17 protein-coding genes, 1 pseudogene and 1 riboswitch are annotated in these 17228 nt (G+C 36.4%); of the genes and pseudogenes, 8 read left to right on the plus strand and 10 right to left on the minus strand.

Annotation, left to right across the window (positions count from 1 at the left end; genetic code table 11):
* Nucleotides 1-119 precede the first annotated feature (119 nt).
* Both NP781_RS21020 and NP781_RS21025 read left to right on the plus strand, forming a co-directional pair.
* Nucleotides 120-1457: an aminotransferase-like domain-containing protein gene (locus tag NP781_RS21020; protein ID WP_257520756.1), complete on the plus strand. Its 1338-nt coding sequence runs from the start codon at nt 120-122 to the stop codon at nt 1455-1457.
* 74 nt (nt 1458-1531) lie between these two features.
* Nucleotides 1532-1774 (plus strand): hypothetical protein, encoded by a 243-nt coding sequence (locus NP781_RS21025; protein WP_004231701.1) that lies wholly within the window; start codon nt 1532-1534, stop codon nt 1772-1774.
* Nucleotides 1775-1822: 48 nt separating this feature from the next.
* On the opposite strand, the gene NP781_RS21030 is transcribed toward NP781_RS21025, so the two are convergent.
* The 8 genes from NP781_RS21030 to NP781_RS21065 form a co-directional block, all read right to left on the minus strand.
* Nucleotides 1823-1981 (minus strand): DUF1540 domain-containing protein, encoded by a 159-nt coding sequence (locus NP781_RS21030; protein WP_004231699.1) that lies wholly within the window; start codon nt 1979-1981, stop codon nt 1823-1825.
* A 96-nt stretch (nt 1982-2077) separates the two neighbouring features.
* Nucleotides 2078-2962, minus strand: a complete 885-nt coding sequence (locus tag NP781_RS21035) for a helix-turn-helix transcriptional regulator (RefSeq protein WP_048394047.1) — start codon at nt 2960-2962, stop codon at nt 2078-2080.
* Between the two features lie 69 nt (nt 2963-3031).
* Entirely contained in the window at nt 3032-4288 is a 1257-nt protein-coding gene (locus NP781_RS21040; protein WP_221681679.1) for an erythromycin esterase family protein, read from the minus strand.
* An 18-nt stretch (nt 4289-4306) separates the two neighbouring features.
* The gene (locus NP781_RS21045) at nt 4307-5044 is read right to left on the minus strand and encodes an ABC transporter permease (protein WP_257520757.1); all 738 of its coding nucleotides are present in this window, start codon (nt 5042-5044) and stop codon (nt 4307-4309) included.
* Nucleotides 5044-5754 (minus strand): ABC transporter permease, encoded by a 711-nt coding sequence (locus tag NP781_RS21050; RefSeq protein ID WP_257520758.1) that lies wholly within the window; start codon nt 5752-5754, stop codon nt 5044-5046. Before NP781_RS21050 ends, NP781_RS21045 begins: the two co-directional genes overlap by 1 nt.
* Nucleotides 5751-6662 carry an ABC transporter ATP-binding protein gene (locus tag NP781_RS21055; RefSeq protein ID WP_257520759.1) on the minus strand — a complete coding sequence of 304 codons (912 nt, stop codon included), beginning with the start codon at nt 6660-6662 and terminating at the stop codon, nt 5751-5753. The genes NP781_RS21050 and NP781_RS21055 overlap by 4 nt, the downstream gene beginning before the upstream one ends.
* Nucleotides 6663-6772: 110 nt before the next feature.
* Entirely contained in the window at nt 6773-8146 is a 1374-nt protein-coding gene (locus NP781_RS21060) for a sensor histidine kinase (protein ID WP_257520760.1), read from the minus strand.
* A complete protein-coding gene (locus NP781_RS21065) occupies nt 8143-8811 on the minus strand; it encodes a response regulator transcription factor (protein ID WP_221681689.1) in 669 nt (222 codons plus the stop codon). Before NP781_RS21065 ends, NP781_RS21060 begins: the two co-directional genes overlap by 4 nt.
* A gap of 430 nt (nt 8812-9241) precedes the next feature.
* Between NP781_RS21065 and NP781_RS21070 the strand changes: the two are divergent.
* A pseudogene (locus tag NP781_RS21070) lies at nt 9242-10016 on the plus strand (LysR family transcriptional regulator).
* Between the two features lie 56 nt (nt 10017-10072).
* Here NP781_RS21070 and NP781_RS21075 read toward each other — a convergent pair.
* Entirely contained in the window at nt 10073-10513 is a 441-nt protein-coding gene (locus NP781_RS21075; RefSeq protein ID WP_221681691.1) for a VOC family protein, read from the minus strand.
* Between the two features lie 276 nt (nt 10514-10789).
* On the opposite strand from NP781_RS21075, the gene NP781_RS21080 reads away from it, so the two are divergent.
* Nucleotides 10790-11635 carry an aldo/keto reductase gene (locus NP781_RS21080; RefSeq protein WP_221681695.1) on the plus strand — a complete coding sequence of 282 codons (846 nt, stop codon included), beginning with the start codon at nt 10790-10792 and terminating at the stop codon, nt 11633-11635.
* A 50-nt stretch (nt 11636-11685) separates the two neighbouring features.
* Here NP781_RS21080 and NP781_RS21085 read toward each other — a convergent pair whose 3' ends face one another.
* Complete coding sequence (locus NP781_RS21085; RefSeq protein WP_257520761.1) at nt 11686-12069, minus strand: winged helix-turn-helix transcriptional regulator; 384 nt, start codon at nt 12067-12069, stop codon at nt 11686-11688.
* Nucleotides 12070-12178: 109 nt separating this feature from the next.
* Between NP781_RS21085 and NP781_RS21090 the strand changes: the two genes are divergently transcribed.
* The 4 genes from NP781_RS21090 (at nt 12179) to NP781_RS21105 (ending at nt 17016) form a co-directional block, all read left to right on the plus strand.
* A complete protein-coding gene (locus tag NP781_RS21090) occupies nt 12179-13363 on the plus strand; it encodes an MFS transporter (protein ID WP_257520762.1) in 1185 nt (394 codons plus the stop codon).
* Between the two features lie 158 nt (nt 13364-13521).
* Complete coding sequence (locus tag NP781_RS21095) at nt 13522-14472, plus strand: ABC transporter substrate-binding protein (protein WP_257520763.1); 951 nt, start codon at nt 13522-13524, stop codon at nt 14470-14472.
* A 453-nt stretch (nt 14473-14925) separates the two neighbouring features.
* Complete coding sequence (locus tag NP781_RS21100; RefSeq protein ID WP_257520764.1) at nt 14926-16497, plus strand: helix-turn-helix domain-containing protein; 1572 nt, start codon at nt 14926-14928, stop codon at nt 16495-16497.
* A 114-nt stretch (nt 16498-16611) separates the two neighbouring features.
* On the plus strand, nt 16612-17016 hold the full coding sequence (locus tag NP781_RS21105; protein WP_257520765.1) for a YuzC family spore coat inner layer protein: 405 nt from the start codon (nt 16612-16614) through the stop codon (nt 17014-17016).
* 81 nt (nt 17017-17097) lie between these two features.
* Nucleotides 17098-17203, plus strand: a riboswitch (SAM riboswitch).
* Nucleotides 17204-17228 lie beyond the last annotated feature (25 nt).

Raw genomic sequence — 17228 nt, forward strand, 5'->3', positions numbered from 1 at the left:
AGGATAGTACTCCTTCTTTAAAACATTCCGGCCGGTATAGTTATCGTATTAAATAGAGAACTTATTGACGATATAAAAAAAACACATCTGTACCGATACAGATGTGCTGGAGGTTATGTATGCTTAAATACGAATGGATTTATTCTCAGCTCCTGACTCAGATTCAAACAGGTTCATTTCAAGCAGGGGCAAAGCTCCCCTCTATTCGCCAGTTATCACAGCAATTTTCCTGTAGTAAGAGTACGATTTTAGCATCTTTAAAAAAACTGGAGGATCAGCATCTTATCTATTCATTGCCTAAAAGCGGCTACTATGTTGTTGATCATCAACTGCCCATCCAACCAAAAATGAAAAATTACATAGATTTTGCTACATCTTCGCCCAATTGGCATGCATTCCCTTATCAAGATTTTCAGCATTGTATTAATAAAGCCACCGACACATACCAAGCAGATTTATTTAGATATGGGACACCAAAAGGCCTACCGTCATTAATAGCGGAAGCAAAAAAACTATTAGCAGGCTATCAACTGTTTACAAAGGAAGAAAATATTTTCATTACTTCAGGTGTCCAACAATCTCTATCCTTGCTAAGTATAATGCCCTTTCCAAATGGTCGCTCAACCATCTTAGTGGAACAACCTAGCTATCATTTGTATATGGATTATTTAAAAACCTATGAACTTCCGGCAATGGGCATCAAAAGAACAACGGATGGCATTGATTTAGATGAACTAGAAAACATTTTTAGTAAACACGACATAAAGTTCTTTTATACGATGCCACGTCTGCACAATCCTCTAGGTACTTCCTATAGTAAAAAAGAAAAGGATGCAATCCGAAAACTTGCCTATAAATATAATGTGTATATAGTTGAAGATGATTATTTAGCGGATTTTGAGCAAAATACAAAAATAGATCCCCTATTTACGGAGGATACACAGGATCGGGTTATTTATTTAAAAAGCTTTTCTAAAATTATGTTTCCTGGCTTACGTATCGGACTTGCCGTATTACCAAATGTTTTGATTAATACCTTTCAACAGTATAAAAATACCACTGATATTGATAGCTCCATGATCTCCCAAGCTGCATTAGAGCTCTACTTGAAAAGTGGTATGTTTGAACGTTATCAGAAGAAAGTCAGTGAAGCTTATGCAAGCCGAGCAAATCAACTTCAACAATCTATAGCAACTCATCTGGCAGACTATCAATCCTCTAAGGAAATCTGTATGCATAGCCATATCATTCTACCGAGACAGGTGAATACTTCTAAGATTATTGATCATTTGGCACAACAAAATATTTTGTTAGATCCTATTAAACGCAATTATTTAGATGCATTTTATCGGGAACGTATTATCAAACTAAATGTATCGAATATAGACGAATCCAAGATTGATGTTGGCATAAGGGAAATTGCGCTAGCCCTTCATAACACGAGCAATTATTTCTAAAGAACATTATTCATGAAACCTTATTGTAGCTCATATAATTAGACATCATAAATTGGTTCAATAAGGAGGATTCAATGCAATCTGAGAAATTGCGACTAAGGAAGATTCAACGTCTTGCATATGAAATTATGGATGAGATGCACAAAGAAAAGCATCGCACAGAAATGCACAAATTAATTCCGATTATTGATAACTTGTCGCGGGCAATTGGGGATTTAACAGATTCTGTTGGTAAATACTCACTGGATTATGTAGAAGAAAAAGTAAAAAATGCCCATGCTCTTTTATTTAACAAAGAAAAGGTAGATATTTATTAATAAAGACAGGGAAAAAGGGTAACCATATACATGGCTACCCTTTTGGCATTAATGCGTTTCAGGTTCGAATGTTTTACAGTCTGTTTCCTCGCTGTTGGAAGCATGTTGTCCCTTTTGGCTGACAACATAAATTTTTTCAGCTGTGCATTTGTTACCAGAATCCCAAAATGTGCAGTTATTGACTTCACAAAGAATTTCTTGTGCCATCGTCTCACACCTCCTCCTTGTTATCTTTAACAAATTAGAGGTAATCAATACGTTATTCAAAAAAGTCATCTTGCACTTTTGTCAGTGCTGTCTGATTCACTCCATACTGAAGTCTAGATTAGTAGGATGATTTGATAAATGTTCCTGCGTAAGCATATTTGTTGAGGGTACCTTGTTGTCAACTTCTTCAAAACGGAAGCCATCTGCCCAGACTTTACCCGAACCAATTAGTAACACACCAAAATAAATGGAATTACCTTCTTCAGGTACGTCTAAGACAATAGAATAATGATTCCATTCAGTAGAACCTGTCACAGGGCGTTGATCCATATTATCAAATTGAATCGTATCACCTGTACCATTGTCAATACGCATCCATGCACCACACTTTGTAGCATCTGCCGTCTTTAAGTAGCATGACATTTTCAAGCGTTTCCCTTTATAGTCAGCTGCCTGAAAACCCTGCATCATTGTAGCAAATTGACCATGATTTGCTGAGGCAGTTGTGGAATACAATACTCCTGAACGCTTCCCTGAATGAAATACCTTGTCATCTGTATGAAATTTATACAATTCTGGATTAGCACCACTTAACACCCAACCTTTAACCTGTTCAACTGTTTCCATGTAATGTTCCTCCTCCATCATATTTAATGATTGCATTACTTTTCGATACTTCCCTGGTGGTAAAGCATAAACTTCTTTAAAGGCTCTTGTAAAAGCCTCTTGTGATTGAAACTGAAGTGTAACAGCAATCGTTAATATCGATACATTAGAGTACATCAAATAACTCGCTGCCATAGCTAGCCGACGTATACGAATATATTCACCAATCGTAATTCCCGTTTCTTGCTTAAAAATTCGGCTTAGATGGTACTTCGAATAGCCAGCAGTATTAGGAAGACATTCAAAAGAAATTTCTTCCATCAATTGCTCCTCGATATAGGCAATAGTTCTTTGTGTCGCTTGACTATACTCCATGTTACTCACCTCATCTTTATCATAATGGAGAAGGAAACAGATTTTTTGATGGAGGTTGCTAAATTTAGCTTAATCAATTATTTTTGTTGGTGTTGCTTCTTGCACAACGATGAGACCATCATAGGCTTCCTCAGGTGTCATTTTAATGGTGTACAGCATTTGTGTCAGCTTATACCATGGACGAAAATCATCGCCGATATTGCCCATTCTTTGCTTTTTTGAAAGAATATTCGCAAGCTCCTTCGATTGTTTGGCAGCTTCAAAATCCACATAAAAGATGTTATTGTCAATGTCACTAAAGGCATCCACTAAAGCATTGTGATGCTCAATCGTATATTCCTTTCGTTCACCAGACCCATTTTGTGCCTGGAATGTATTTTTCACAAAGTCTGTGCCAATCGCAAAATATTGATCTTTATATTGCTCACTTAAATAATGCCCCATCGATTGATAGCCTGCCATCGTAGCAGAAGTTTTCTCAATATGACCATTATGAGCAGACATTAATACTTTATCATGACCTTGCGTTGCTTCATATTCAACAATCCATTGTAAATTTTCAGCTAAATATTCGTCCCGTAAATTCATATAATTATCTTCATTTAAAAATAATTGCGTACGTTGCTTCATAATTTGCGCATATTGAACAGCAAAGGAGAATTCATCCTTTGAAGATTTTTTCTCATACATCGCTTTGTTCGATTGTAAATCGTTGATGATTGTATCAATCGTTTTATCTAGCTCAATTAGCTGACTATCCGATAATTCTCTCATCGTTTTGTTGGAAACATGCTCTAGCTTAGTCGTGAATCTTTTTGCATTGTCAGCATGTACCTTGGCGTAATAATCAAGTAACCCCTTTTTACTGTAATCATAGCGCTGCATATCATTGCCATAAAAATAAATTTTCTCTTGATCATCAACTGTCTGATTATAGTCATGCATCCACTGCACAAACTCTACCATTTGTTCTGTTTTGTAGATGCCATAGTCTAACGCTTTTATAGCTTCCTCCGCCGTCCCGACACCGTTTTCGATAAATTGATTTATCTGCTGGGCTCCACCAAAATCTCCTTCTAAGACAAAAACATGGACATTTTCATTTTTTATCATCGCTTTAAATACATCTCTTTTTAATGTTTGAAATTCGATATTGCCATGTGTTGCTTCCCCAAAACCAATAATTTTTACATCATCAGGAATGTTGATATCTTTAATTTCATTCGTATATTGTGCGGCATCTTTTACAGCCTCTCTCTGTCCACATCCTACTAGAGCTACTAATAGCATCGATGCAGTTAAAAAACGTAAGCTACGTTTCATCATTCTCATTCTCCTTTTAGGTTAAATGGATTTTCGCTGGAAATAGTAATATCCTCCGAGGAAAAATAGGATAAATCCCCCACCTACTACGGTTAACAATTGCTCCCACGGTACAAAGAATACATCGTCTGTATTGCCACCTATATACATCATCGAAAAGGGTTGTGCCCAAGGATAATACGGACCAATTCTTTCAGAATTCACTGCTAAAATTGATGGTAAAGTAAATATGACATTAACAGCAAATGGAGCAGCAAAGCTTTTAAACATAATGGACATCCACAATTGCAAGGCTACTAATGGCAATGTCGCTACCCAACCTCCCACTATGCTTTTCCAAACAATCTCCATAGGGAAAGAATCTGTATAGCCTTTTACCATCCCAACAGCAAAGACCGAGCCTAAATACAATATCTGCATTGCTAAAACAAGCAGCATAATCAATATGTATTTAGCTACAAATACTTTCCCTCTTGTTACAGGTAATGCTAAAAGCTGCTTCCATCCACCAGACTGATGTTCATACCTACAAATAAGACTGGTAAAAACACCAGAAATAAGAGGTAAAAATAATAGAGCATATGTTAAATTCATCGAAAATAATGATATATACCACTCATTAATTTCAATCCCTTGTATGTTGTCCTCTAAATTAGCGGATAGGCCTATAAAAAGTCCAATCATGGGTCCTGCTAAAATAATGGGTACCATTTTTGATTTACGTAACTTAAACCATTCAGCTTGAAGTAAAGCAATCATTATTTCACGTCCCTTCTTGCAAAATCAATCATGCCGATAATATAGTGTAAGATACCAATTCCTAAGCCTAATAAGACATTGATCATCGGCTCATTCCATTGGTTCATCAATGATGGCCATTTCCATATCATCCAATCTGGGAGAACATAGGAAGAATAGGTAAAAATCACCCCAAAAATGCCTACAGTTATCGGAATCCCTTGGTTATGACTTACACTCGCTATCCACAATTGAAGAGCCAAGATAGGTAATGCTGCAAAAGCAGGGAAATAACTATATTTGGCTAGCTCCATGTAAGGTACTGTGTCACCTAATTCTAAAAACAGCCCGTAGCTCAGGGTAAAAAACATTAATAACGTTGAGGCGAAAAATAGTAAGATAGCTAACAGCGTAAATTTTGACAAATACACGGTTAATTTGGAAATAGGTAATGCAATGAGCTGCTTCCAAGCATTGGTCTCATTTTCAATGCTTGCTATGAATGACGTAAGAATGGCAATACCCAAGACTATGGCAAGCGGTGTAAATGAATGCACATTTAGTAAGAAATAGCCCCAATCATCCTCACTTTGCTGTAAGAGATAATCCTTTCTTACTCCATAATTGACCATTTGCAGAGCAATCACTCCTAAAGGGCCGATAAGTGTTAGAAGCCATAATCCTTTACGTTTGATTTTTAAGAAATCAGCAGTTAATAGCTTTCCCATCATATACCCTGCTCTCCCATCGTCATTTCCAGGAATATATCCTCCAATGAACGTTTCTCTTCCTCGACTCGGAATACAGATATGCCCTCCTGAACAAGAACTTGGACAATATGAGCAACCTTTTCATCCGAGCACTCTTCTAAGAAAATCACACCATCTTGATAATCCGCCTTAATACCATTTGCTAATAAGAAACGCCATCCTTTTTCACCATTGTTTACTTTAAAAGTAACCTTTGGTTGGGCAAATCGACGCATAGCCTCAATAGAATCTTGGAAAATTAATTTCCCTTTCGAAACAATCCCAACTTGTGTTGCCATTTGATCAATCTCTGATAATAAATGGCTGGAGATTATAATGGTCATGCCATATTCCTCTGGTAATCTTTTAATTAAATTACGAATCTCTATAATGCCTGAAGGATCGAGGCCATTCGTTGGTTCATCTAAAATGAGTAATTCAGGACTATGTAGTAAAGAAGCAGCAATACCAAGACGTTGCTTCATTCCTAAAGAGAAACCTTTGACCTTTTTATGGGCAGCTTCCCTCAAACGGACAATTTCCAAAACTTCATCGATTCGATTTTTCGGTACACCTAGTATTTTTCTTAGTGCCTCTAGATTCTCATATGCCGTTAAATGTGGGTAATAAGAAGGGTTTTCCACCAATGAACCAACCTTAGCTAAAATTTGGATACGTTCCTTCGTAATATTTTTTTCAAAGACTTTAATTGTTCCAGAAGAGGGCTTCATTAAACCTAGAAGCATTCGAATTGTAGTCGTTTTACCTGCCCCATTCGGACCTAAAAATCCATATATTTCACCTTTGCGTATTTGCAAGTTCAAATTTGAGACAGCTTGCTCTTTCCCAAAGCTTTTTGATAAGTTTTGTGTTTGTACGATATATTCCAATGTCCTCACCTCTTTAACTATCTTAAAAAGGGAAGTTTAAAAAAAGGTATGGGCTAAGTTTAAATTTTGTTTAAAAAATCATTTCTATCATAAAAAAACCTACGAAGCATTTATTTCTCAAGCTTCGCAGGTTTTTTTATGATAATTTGTGTACCAGAGTGATCAGAATGGATATCCCATTCTAGATGCATGCCCTTTATCATGACATCAACAATTGATAAGCCGATTCCAGCACCCTTTTCATTCGACTCATTTTTCATCCCTTGACCATGATCCTCAATAATAAATGCTGTATAACACTCCGTCGATTCCGTTTTCACACTTATATATTTACCACTATTCGCGTGGCGCAGTACATTTTGGAAAATATTATCTAATACTCTCCCTAACCACAATGGATCAACACGCCATTCAACAGGCTCAAATGGCTGTAGCTCAATATCGATTGTGAAACCTGCTCGCTCGAAAACTGGATACCATGTCGTTAGATGTTCCCTTACAAATCGGATAACATTGATGTCTTTCGGTTCAAATTTATATTTACTTGCCATAAGCAATGTGTAGGACATCAAATTTTCAATTAAAGCATCAATATTCACTATGGATGTATCCATAGCCATTAATGCCTGCTTCCCTTCCTCAGATAATACTTCTTTGCTAATTGTATAGGATTGGGCTCTTACTTTCGTTAAAGGTGTCCGTAAATCATGTGATAGATTAGCAATCAATTCACGTCTTAGCTGTTCTTCCTTCTGTTGACGCTGTTTACTGTCTCGCAGTTCACAAACCATTCTGTTAAAACTATGCTCCAATTGCCCAATCTCATCTCGTTTTTTCACCTGAATTTCAATAGGTAAACCATCTACATCACGTATTTCCATAGCCTCTTGCAGATATAATAGTCTTTTTCGAATTCCCTTGAAAAATAAAAGCGAAACTACAATGAAAAATAATATAACCGCAATTACACCAAAAAATAAAAAGTTACCATAGTTATCATAGACTTTTATAAGTGGAGGATTAAATGCTACCCTTGGAATCTCTAATACAATAAAGCCATTTGATATATCATCACCTAAGAAGGCAATAACAGTAAATGGATCATCTCCATAACGTTCTTTTATAAATTGAGTTGTGTAGGCTGGTGTCCACTTTGCTGGTAACTGATCCTTCACATTCCATGTAGTCAGTAAGTTCCCCTCTTCACTTACCCAAAACATAGAAGCCTTAGGAAATTGCTCTTGCCACTTTTGAAATAACTGCTTCATCAAATCATCTGTTGCATTGGTCATATTTTTAGCCTGTGCATGCCATTGCTCCTCAATATCACTTTCTACAAGTACTCCACTTGAAAATTCTCCTGTCCCTGTCTTTGTAATGCCTAATACAAAAATAGCAACACCAAGATAGGAGATTTGCACAATTGATATGGCTAATATAATAATGAGCATATATTTTGCTAATAATGATCGAAAAAATTTCATTGTTTCACCCTATAGCCAATGCCTCGGATTGTTTCAATAATCGCAGGCTTTGCAGGATTGATTTCTATTTTTTCTCTTAAGTAACGAATATGCACCATGAGTGTTTTATCACCTTCTATATAGCTCTCACCCCAAACGCCTTCATAGAGTTGTTCCTTCGTTAAAATTTGATTTAAATGACGTATAAAATACTGTAATAAATAAAATTGTTTCCCTGTCAAAAGAATTTCTTCTTCATCAATCGTATTGATTATTTGCATATCTTTCGTATAAATTTTAAGGTGCTGCAATGTCAGTACATCATCACTTTTTTGATATCTTCTTAATAATACTTCCAGTCTTGCTACGAGCTCATCAGGGTGAAATGGCTTTGTTAAGTAATCATCAGCAAAATGTAGCCCTTCAATTTTATCTTCAACAGCTGTTCGTGCTGATAACATTAGAATTGGCAGGTCTTTATTTTCCCGTTTAATTCTTTTACCTATGGAGAAACCGTCCAATCCAGGTAGCATCACATCCAATATAGCAATATCTTTTGAGTTAATATGTTGCTCAAGCCCCTCCCCTGATTCCAGCCACGTCACATCATAACCTCGTTCAGTTAATTCCTTGCTTACCCATTGTCCGATTTCTTTTTCATCTTCTATGTACAATATACGAATCAATGTTCATCCTCCTTGATACATTTAACTTGAAATAAAAAATTTATAATTTCCATACATGGTTATTATAGGGGAACTGTTATTTATTTTCTTAGGAAAATCAAAAACGTTGATTTATTGAAAAAAGCAACTAATAAAAGTGGCTCTTTTATAGTATACGCTGCTACTTTATGACCTGCTTCAAATTCATTTAGAAAGGTGTAGGAATCGGTATTGCAAGGCAAGCCCCAAAGCATGGCAAGAATCATATACTCCTAATAAAAATGGAATTATTTTATCTTCTACGTTGCTCGCTTCACATTTAGGTGCTAGAAAAAAGAAACTTCACTTCTTTTTTCTTTGATAAATATGCTAACATGGCCCTAACTATATTAAAAACATGAGAGAAATATAATTTTCTTAGGTTTTACCTGTAGTAGAGGGGTATTGATGTTTGGATATAAGACAACTACGCTATTTTATAGCAATTGTGGAAGTAAAAAAGATTTCTGCTGCGGCTGAAAGGTTACATATTTCTCAACCACCATTAAGTCAGCATTTAAAAACGATAGAGGAAGAACTCGGTTCAAAGTTAGTAGAAAGGAGCAAAAATATTTTGAAGTAACTGAAGCCGGAAAGACATATATAAATATGCGTTGCAGGTTGCACAATGAAAGAGGCAGAAGCAAAGGTTAAGGATATTGGATTAGGCCTTCATGGTTGATTGACATTGGGCTTATCTATGTAAATTAGTAAGGGAACATGTTGTAGAACTTGCCATCATTCGCTTACCTTTAGAATTAGATGATTTCTCTGCTCTTCATATGTACACTGAACCATTTTACTTTATACAATCCAAAAAATTCGACCTCTTAGAACACGATGTATCTTTAGCGGACATACAAAATTGGCCAATCCTTTTACCAAGCACTGAAGGCTTAGGCGTACATTATTCGATATTAGAAGCATTTTCTCGCTTCCAGTTGCAGTCCCACATTGTTGAAGAATGCTCAGATACGGCACTGTTAATGAACTTAATCGCTTCTGGCTTTAGCTCCTCTATCGTACCTGAAACTATTTTAAAGCAATATGGAGATTTACCACTTCATGCATACGAAATTCCATCAGCAGAATTATCCACCTCAGTAGGACTAGTATGGCTGAAGAATCATTATTTATCTAAAGCCGCTCAAAACTTTGTGGATTTAATGAGGGAGCATTATTGTTAACGATTAATAAAAAAGAGAACAAACTAGAAGCGTTAGTTTGCTCTCTTTTTGAACAATTATTGAATAATCAGCATATCATTCTCATCAAACTGCCACATGTCGCCATAGGCAACTTCCCAATAGTAGCCATTTGGATCTTGAAAATAGCCACTATAGCCACCCCAAAATACAGTTTCGGGCTCCTTAATAATTTTTGCACCCGCCTTTTTTGCTAATGCAAAGACTCGATCCACTTCTTCTTTTGATTTACCATTATAGGCAAGAGTGATTCCACCAAAGCCTTGGCTAATTTCTGGTGGATTGGTTTCATTGATATCTTTGACTAAACGTTCAATTGGAAATAATGATATTTTTGTTCCTCCATTATTAAAGAACATGACATCGGGATTCGTCTCCTCTCCGTATACCACCACTTCAAAACCCAGTCCCTCTCGATAAAAATTTAGAGATTCCACCATATCTTTAACACCTAATGTAATTAAATTTAAACGATTCATCTTCAAAATCCCCTTTTTAAAGTATTACTACTTTAATTCTCTACCGAACGTACATTTCCTTTTATTACCGCAAGAAAAATATTTGTTTAATTGTATCCAAAGACTTTTTGTAGGCCAAGCAATATTTTTTACTAATTTTATTTCTCTAATCATTGCCAGCTCACAAAAGTTACCTCTACGTTTCTATGACACAAAAAAGTACGTACTTTTTTTGAGAGTTTATTAGCAGCATAATGAGTAAGCAATCAAATAATCACAAAACATGGAGGACTAAAAATGATTACTCATTTACAAGATACAATCACTTTAAATAATGGCCAACAAATGTCTGGTATGGGTTTAGGTGTTTTTCAAGTAGAAAATGACGCTACAGCAGAAATGGTTAAAAATGCTATCGAGGTTGGCTATCGCAGCATCGATACTGCTGCTATTTACGGCAATGAAGCAGGTGTAGGGGAAGGTATTAAACAAGCTCTAGCATCTACTGGCTTACGTCGTGAAGATTTATTTATCACATCTAAAGTATGGAACGATGGTTTAAGCTATGATGAAACAATTGCAGCATATGAAGAGAGCCTAAAAAAATTAGGTTTAGATTATTTAGATCTTTATCTAATTCATTGGCCTGGTAAAGATAAATATGCTGAATCGTGGAAAGCACTGGAAGATCTATATGAACAAGGCAGGATCAAAGCAATCGGTGTATGTAACTTCACTGTTGCTCACTTAGAAAATTTACTGTCATTTGCTCATGTTAAACCCGTTGTGAATCAGGTGGAATTCCACCCACGTTTACAACAAGCTGAGCTTCGTTCATTCTGTAACAAGCATGAAATTCAACTTGAAGCATGGGCACCTTTAATGCAAGGTGGACTTCTTGAAGATGAAACAATTTCAAAAATCGCAACAAAATACGGAAAATCAAATGCTCAGGTTATTTTACGCTGGGATGTACAAAATGGAGTAATTACAATTCCAAAATCAGTACGTAGAGAGCGTATGATGCAAAACGCTGATATTTTTGACTTTACTTTAACAGACGAAGAAATGGCATTAATCAATGAGATGAATCGTGAACAACGTGTTGGACCAAATCCAGATGAATTTGACTTTGCTCTATAAAAAAAGAGGAAAGAGACTGTCTTGTATATGACAGTCTCTTTCTCCCCTCACTATGATGTTTGCTGCATGGCGATATCATCATCACGTTGTTTTAACAGAACATCTTCACCTTTATCCTGTAATAATTCAACATGTTTTTCACCCCACGTACAAAGCATGTTCAGAATTGGTTCCATTCCTTGTCCATAAGGTGTTAATGAATATTCAACTTTTGGTGGTACTTGATTGAAGACCTTTCGATTGATTAACCCAGCCTGCTCCAGTTCCCTTAATTGGTTTATGAGCATTTTTTGTGAAATACCTGGAATCAATCGTCGAAATTCGTTTGTTCGAATTTTACCATGGTGGTTTAAATGACAAAGAATAACTGGTTTCCATTTACCCCCAATAACTTCTAGTGTAGCTTCGACACCAATATTGTAAACTTTTTGCATCGTAAACCTCCTGTAATATACAAAAGTAACTAAAAGTACTATACATACCTTTTTGGTATGTATGAATATTACTACACAAAATAAAAAAATCAAAGGAGATAGTAGTAAAATGTCAAAATCAAAAAAGCCAAATGCTACACTCACCTTACTAGCACTTGCTATCAGTGCATTTGGTATAGGGTCCACTGAATTTATCAGTGTCGGACTTTTACCATTAATTACAGATGACTTTGGTATTTCTCTTAGCACAGCTGGCTTAACCGTTTCTATATACGCACTAGGGGTAACTGTTGGGGCTCCATTATTAACAGCCCTAACATCCCGCCTTAATCGAAAAACCGTATTATTGCTTGTCATGTCCATTTTTATAATGGGTAACCTAGCAGTCGCTTTAGCTCCTAATTTCGCTTTACTATTAATCGGACGTATTATTTCAGCATTAGCACATGGTGTATTTATGTCCATCGCTTCTGTTATAGCAGCCGATGTAGTGGAACCAAATAAACGAGCAAGTGCTATCGCCTTTATGTTTACTGGCTTAACATTAGCTACTGTAACAGGTGTCCCACTCGGTACATTTATTGGACAAGTAACAGATTGGCGTATGTCATTCATTTTTATTGTCGTCATTGGAATTGTCGGTTTATTTAGTAATGCATTGTTAGTACCTAGCCAATTATCGAAAGGCAATCCCATCTCTATTCGTGATATTGGCAAAGTATTAGGCAATATTCGAATGATCTTAATACTATTCATTACCGCAATTGGATACGGCGGTGCTTTTGTTGTCTACACATATGTTTCACCTATTTTAGAGCAATATATGGGGTATTCCCCACAGACAGTCGTCATTATTCTAGTTGTCTATGGTATCTGTGTAGCTATCGGTAATACTCTAGGTGGTCATTTTGCTAATCATAATCCACTACGTTCCATCTTTATTATTTTTGTTGGACTTGCATTGGCATTACTTGGCATTGGTTTTACTCTTGAATCACCTATTATGGGATTAATGATAGTGCTGACAATGGGATTGTTTATGTTTATGAATGTCCCAGGATTGCAGCTATATGCTGTTCTACTATCTGAAAAATATATTCCATCAGCAATTTCAATGGCCTCAGCATTGAATATTTCCGCTTTCAACATAGGCATATTTTTAGGCTCATATATCGGGGGTTTTATTATTCGCCACCAATCGTTGGCGCATACGCCCCTATACGGATTCCTGATGGTTATGCTAGCAGCAATTGTTACACTTTTATGGTTACTTTTCGATAACAAAAAACAATAACTCTCTGAATTTCATTTTGTATAAAAAAGTAGTAGAGAATGTGTATTGTTTGTTGATATGTTGTATCCTATAATTTACTTGAACCAAACGAGAATGATTATCATTCTGATTTAAGGGAATACCCTTACTGTTTTAGTAAATCTATAGGAGTGAATAAAATGCGTAGAGGTCGATATTTTTCATTTGTAGTTTTCTTTGCACTAATATTCGTATTAAGTGCCTGTGGCTCAAATGAAGTAAAAGAGGATACAGCTACAGAAGAACAATCATCTAAAGATACAAGAATTGTAGAAGACGAGTTTGGAAAAGTAGAAATTCCTACAAATCCACAGCGTGTAGCTGCTATCTATTTGGAAGACTATTTAACTGCTTTGGATGTAAATCCCGTTGTGCAATGGTATCACCCATCTTGGGGAAAACAGGACTATTTAGGATTAGATGTTCCTGAGTTCGACATTACTGGTAGCATGGAAACATTATTACAAGCCAAGCCTGATTTAATCATTGTAGATGGTGCCGCAGACAAGGCAAAGTATGAGGAATACTCAAAGGTAGCGCCGACTTACCGCTTGAAAGAAGATATTCTACAAGATCCACGTGAAATTGCAAAAACAATAGCTGATGTTTTAAATATTCCAGATAAAGCAAAAGAAATGGTTGATCGATATGAGCAACGTGTTTCCGATTTAAAAGCAAAACTAGATGAATCAATTGGAGACGAAACAGTTGCTGTTGTACGACTAAATGTAGCAGATAATACATTAGCGTTATTTGGCATTAAAAATCGCTACTCTGGCTATATTTACACAGAGACAGGCTTAACACCACATCCATTAGCCCGTAATATGGCAGAGTCCCAAGAGGGCTTATCGGAAGAGGCTATCACGGAATTAGATGCGGATCATATCATCCTTTTCCCTTCAAACGGTACATGGGAGTCTAAAGAAAACCAAGAAGCCATTAAGTGGTTAGATAGTACACTATGGAAAACACTCCCTGCTGTAAAAAACGGGCATGTCTATATTGCTGATCGCACATATTGGCAATCTGGCGCAATCACAGCCAATTTGCTAAAGTATGATGATCTAGAGAAATGGTTCGTCAAATAATTTTCAAAAGAAAGCTCTTAACGAGGGCTTTCTTTGGTTTAGTGTTTAATCAATAGCACTTTTGTGAAGGAGAAAATGGATAGGTTTTGTCACTCATCACTTCTTCACATTGAAATAAGTGCCTATCCTCTCTTTAATAGACTTTTTTGTTCCCTACTGCTAGTACGAAAGAAGAAAAGACACGTTAGCAGCATAGTTGATTGGAGTGGAGCCAGCGTCACTCCAAGGGGATTTAGCGTCACAGATGAGACCCTGGAGCGAACGTAAGTGAGTGAAGCGGCTCATCGGACGCCCCCTGGAAAGGACGCTGGAGGAGCGGAAATCAACCCCTTGCCTTGCTAAACGGGCTTTTTCTACTAGTCATATGATCTTTTTCAACAACATGAAGAACGCTCTTAATGAGGGCTTTCTTTGTGTTGTTATGCCAATTCAACAAAAAGGGGTGAATTATCAATGGGTAACTTAACACATGTTTATACGTTACAAAATATCTCTTATGCAATTCAATCATCAAAAAAGTTATTGATTAGTAGTGATTTCTATACACTTTTCATCGTAATGAATGGTAGCGGAAAGCTAGAAATAGATCATGACACCATTCATTTTAGTGAAGAAAAGTGCATATTGATACCGCCAAATAACACGGTTAGTATCCACATTCAAAGTGAGCACCTTTGTTTTTATCAATTACAATTCAACATTGTCAATCTCAGCAATAGTCAGAATTCACATAGCCATTTTACAAGTATCAGCGAACGACATCTTCTCCCCTTTTCACAATGTCATAGACTGCTAGAAGTCATCTATCAGAACCGGTTAGCGGAGGATGAACACACGATTTTTGAACAGCATGTGCACTTTCAAGAACTGATGTTATTGCTCTTACATCAAACCATACCCAAGCAAATGCAAAAAAATGATCGCCAATCTGTTGAACAATCCATTAACCATTTACATAAACATTATGAAAAGGAGTGGACGGTTGAGCAGCTAGCACAGCTCGCTGACGTACCAAGATGGAATTATACGCGTATTTTTAAAGATATTACGGGACAAATTCCTCTTCACTATTTAACTAACATTCGTATTGAAAAAGCTAAGCAACTATTAATGACAACAAATGATCGAGTATTTGAAATTAGCCAATCTGTCGGATTTAATAATGAGTATTATTTCAATCGTCGTTTTAAAGAACATGTCGGCATCTCTCCAGGACAATATCGAAGAAATCAAGGCAGCCATCTACGTGTATTTGCACCATTCTTAGAAGATTTCTTTGTTGCCCTTGGGATTACGCCAATTGCTCAATTCAGTCATTCAAAATGGGGAAAACAAGACTATTTAGGTCTACAGGAAGTGCCAGATATCGATGTACAAAATAGAGAAATAGATCGACTCCTTTACTATAAGCCAACTTTAATTATGCTAGATTCTGGTATAGAGCGTTGGGAATCCTTTCATCATTTAGATGAGGTAGCCCCCGTCTGCCACCTCTCACACCCCGGAGAGAATTGGCAATCTACTTTATTTAAAATTGCAGATCTAACAGGAAAAACCTCTTTGATGCAAGACGTAATCCTACAATATGAAGATAAAGTACAACAAGCAAAAGGAATTCTTAGCAAATCTGTTTATGGGCAAAGTGTGGCATTTCTCCGTATTTCAGCCATTGGCATTACTCTATACGCGGGCCCTGAATGTGGCTATACGGGCCCCATTTTATATCGTGATTTAGGTTTAATGCCACATTCACTAGTATTGAGTATTCCGCACAATCAACGTAAAGTTCAACTGACATTTGCTCAATTGTTGCAATTAGATGCTGATCATTTATTTATTACCTTTGATAAACAACATTCCATTTATGAAAATGAGGAACGTGCTATTTTAAAAACTCCTACTTGGAAAAACCTAGCTGCCGTTAAAAGCAACTGTATCTATGAAGTAGACTTTTTAACATGGATGAATTATGGCATTTTATCACATAGTAAAAAAATTGATGATGTCTTGAATGTACTTGGCTAAAAGGAAGCTTACTTTAGCTTCCTTTTTAAATGTTTAGGACAAACATTGCACTGCTAATAACACCGAAAGCCGTTTGGCTACATAAGATAAGGTATCAGTTATAGGATAGGAGGAATGACCTTGTATTACAATCCTTATCCGTATTTTGTGCATCCCTATCATTATCCAACATCGCCTATCGCTAATCATTTTGCCATTAGACCCTTTTCGCAACACCTAGCAATGCCGACCAATAATCCTTTTCCACCTGTCGATACACACAAATTAAAAGCTCCAGCATCACGGATAAAGGCGATGATGCAGCAAGCCCAATTACTTACGGATAAAATAGATAGCTCCCAACAATTCGCACATGATTTAATGAATGCTGCTCAACTTTCAAATAAAACAGAGGTTGAAAAATTAATCACATCAACAGGCATTACGGTGAAATTTGAAACAAACTATACACCAGACAGTTTTAGAATACGTCTTATTGATAATGATTGTTGTGGCGTCACCTTAAATTTGAATTGGTGAAAATTCCTAGTGAACTTGTAAACTATAAAAAACTATGCTAAAGTGTTTGTATTGTTATTTCTGAAAATTCTTATATTACTTTTCTTATCAAGAGAGACGGAGGGATTGGCCCGATGAAGTCTCAGCAACCAGCTAACAGTATGGTGCTAATTCCAATTGGCAAAATGATCAGCCTTGAAGATGAGAAGAAGAACTACCGTTGTTTCAAGCAG

Origin of the sequence: Lysinibacillus sp. FN11 (assembly GCF_024628845.1) — a bacterium.
Classification (GTDB): Bacteria; Bacillota; Bacilli; order Bacillales_A; family Planococcaceae; genus Lysinibacillus; species Lysinibacillus capsici.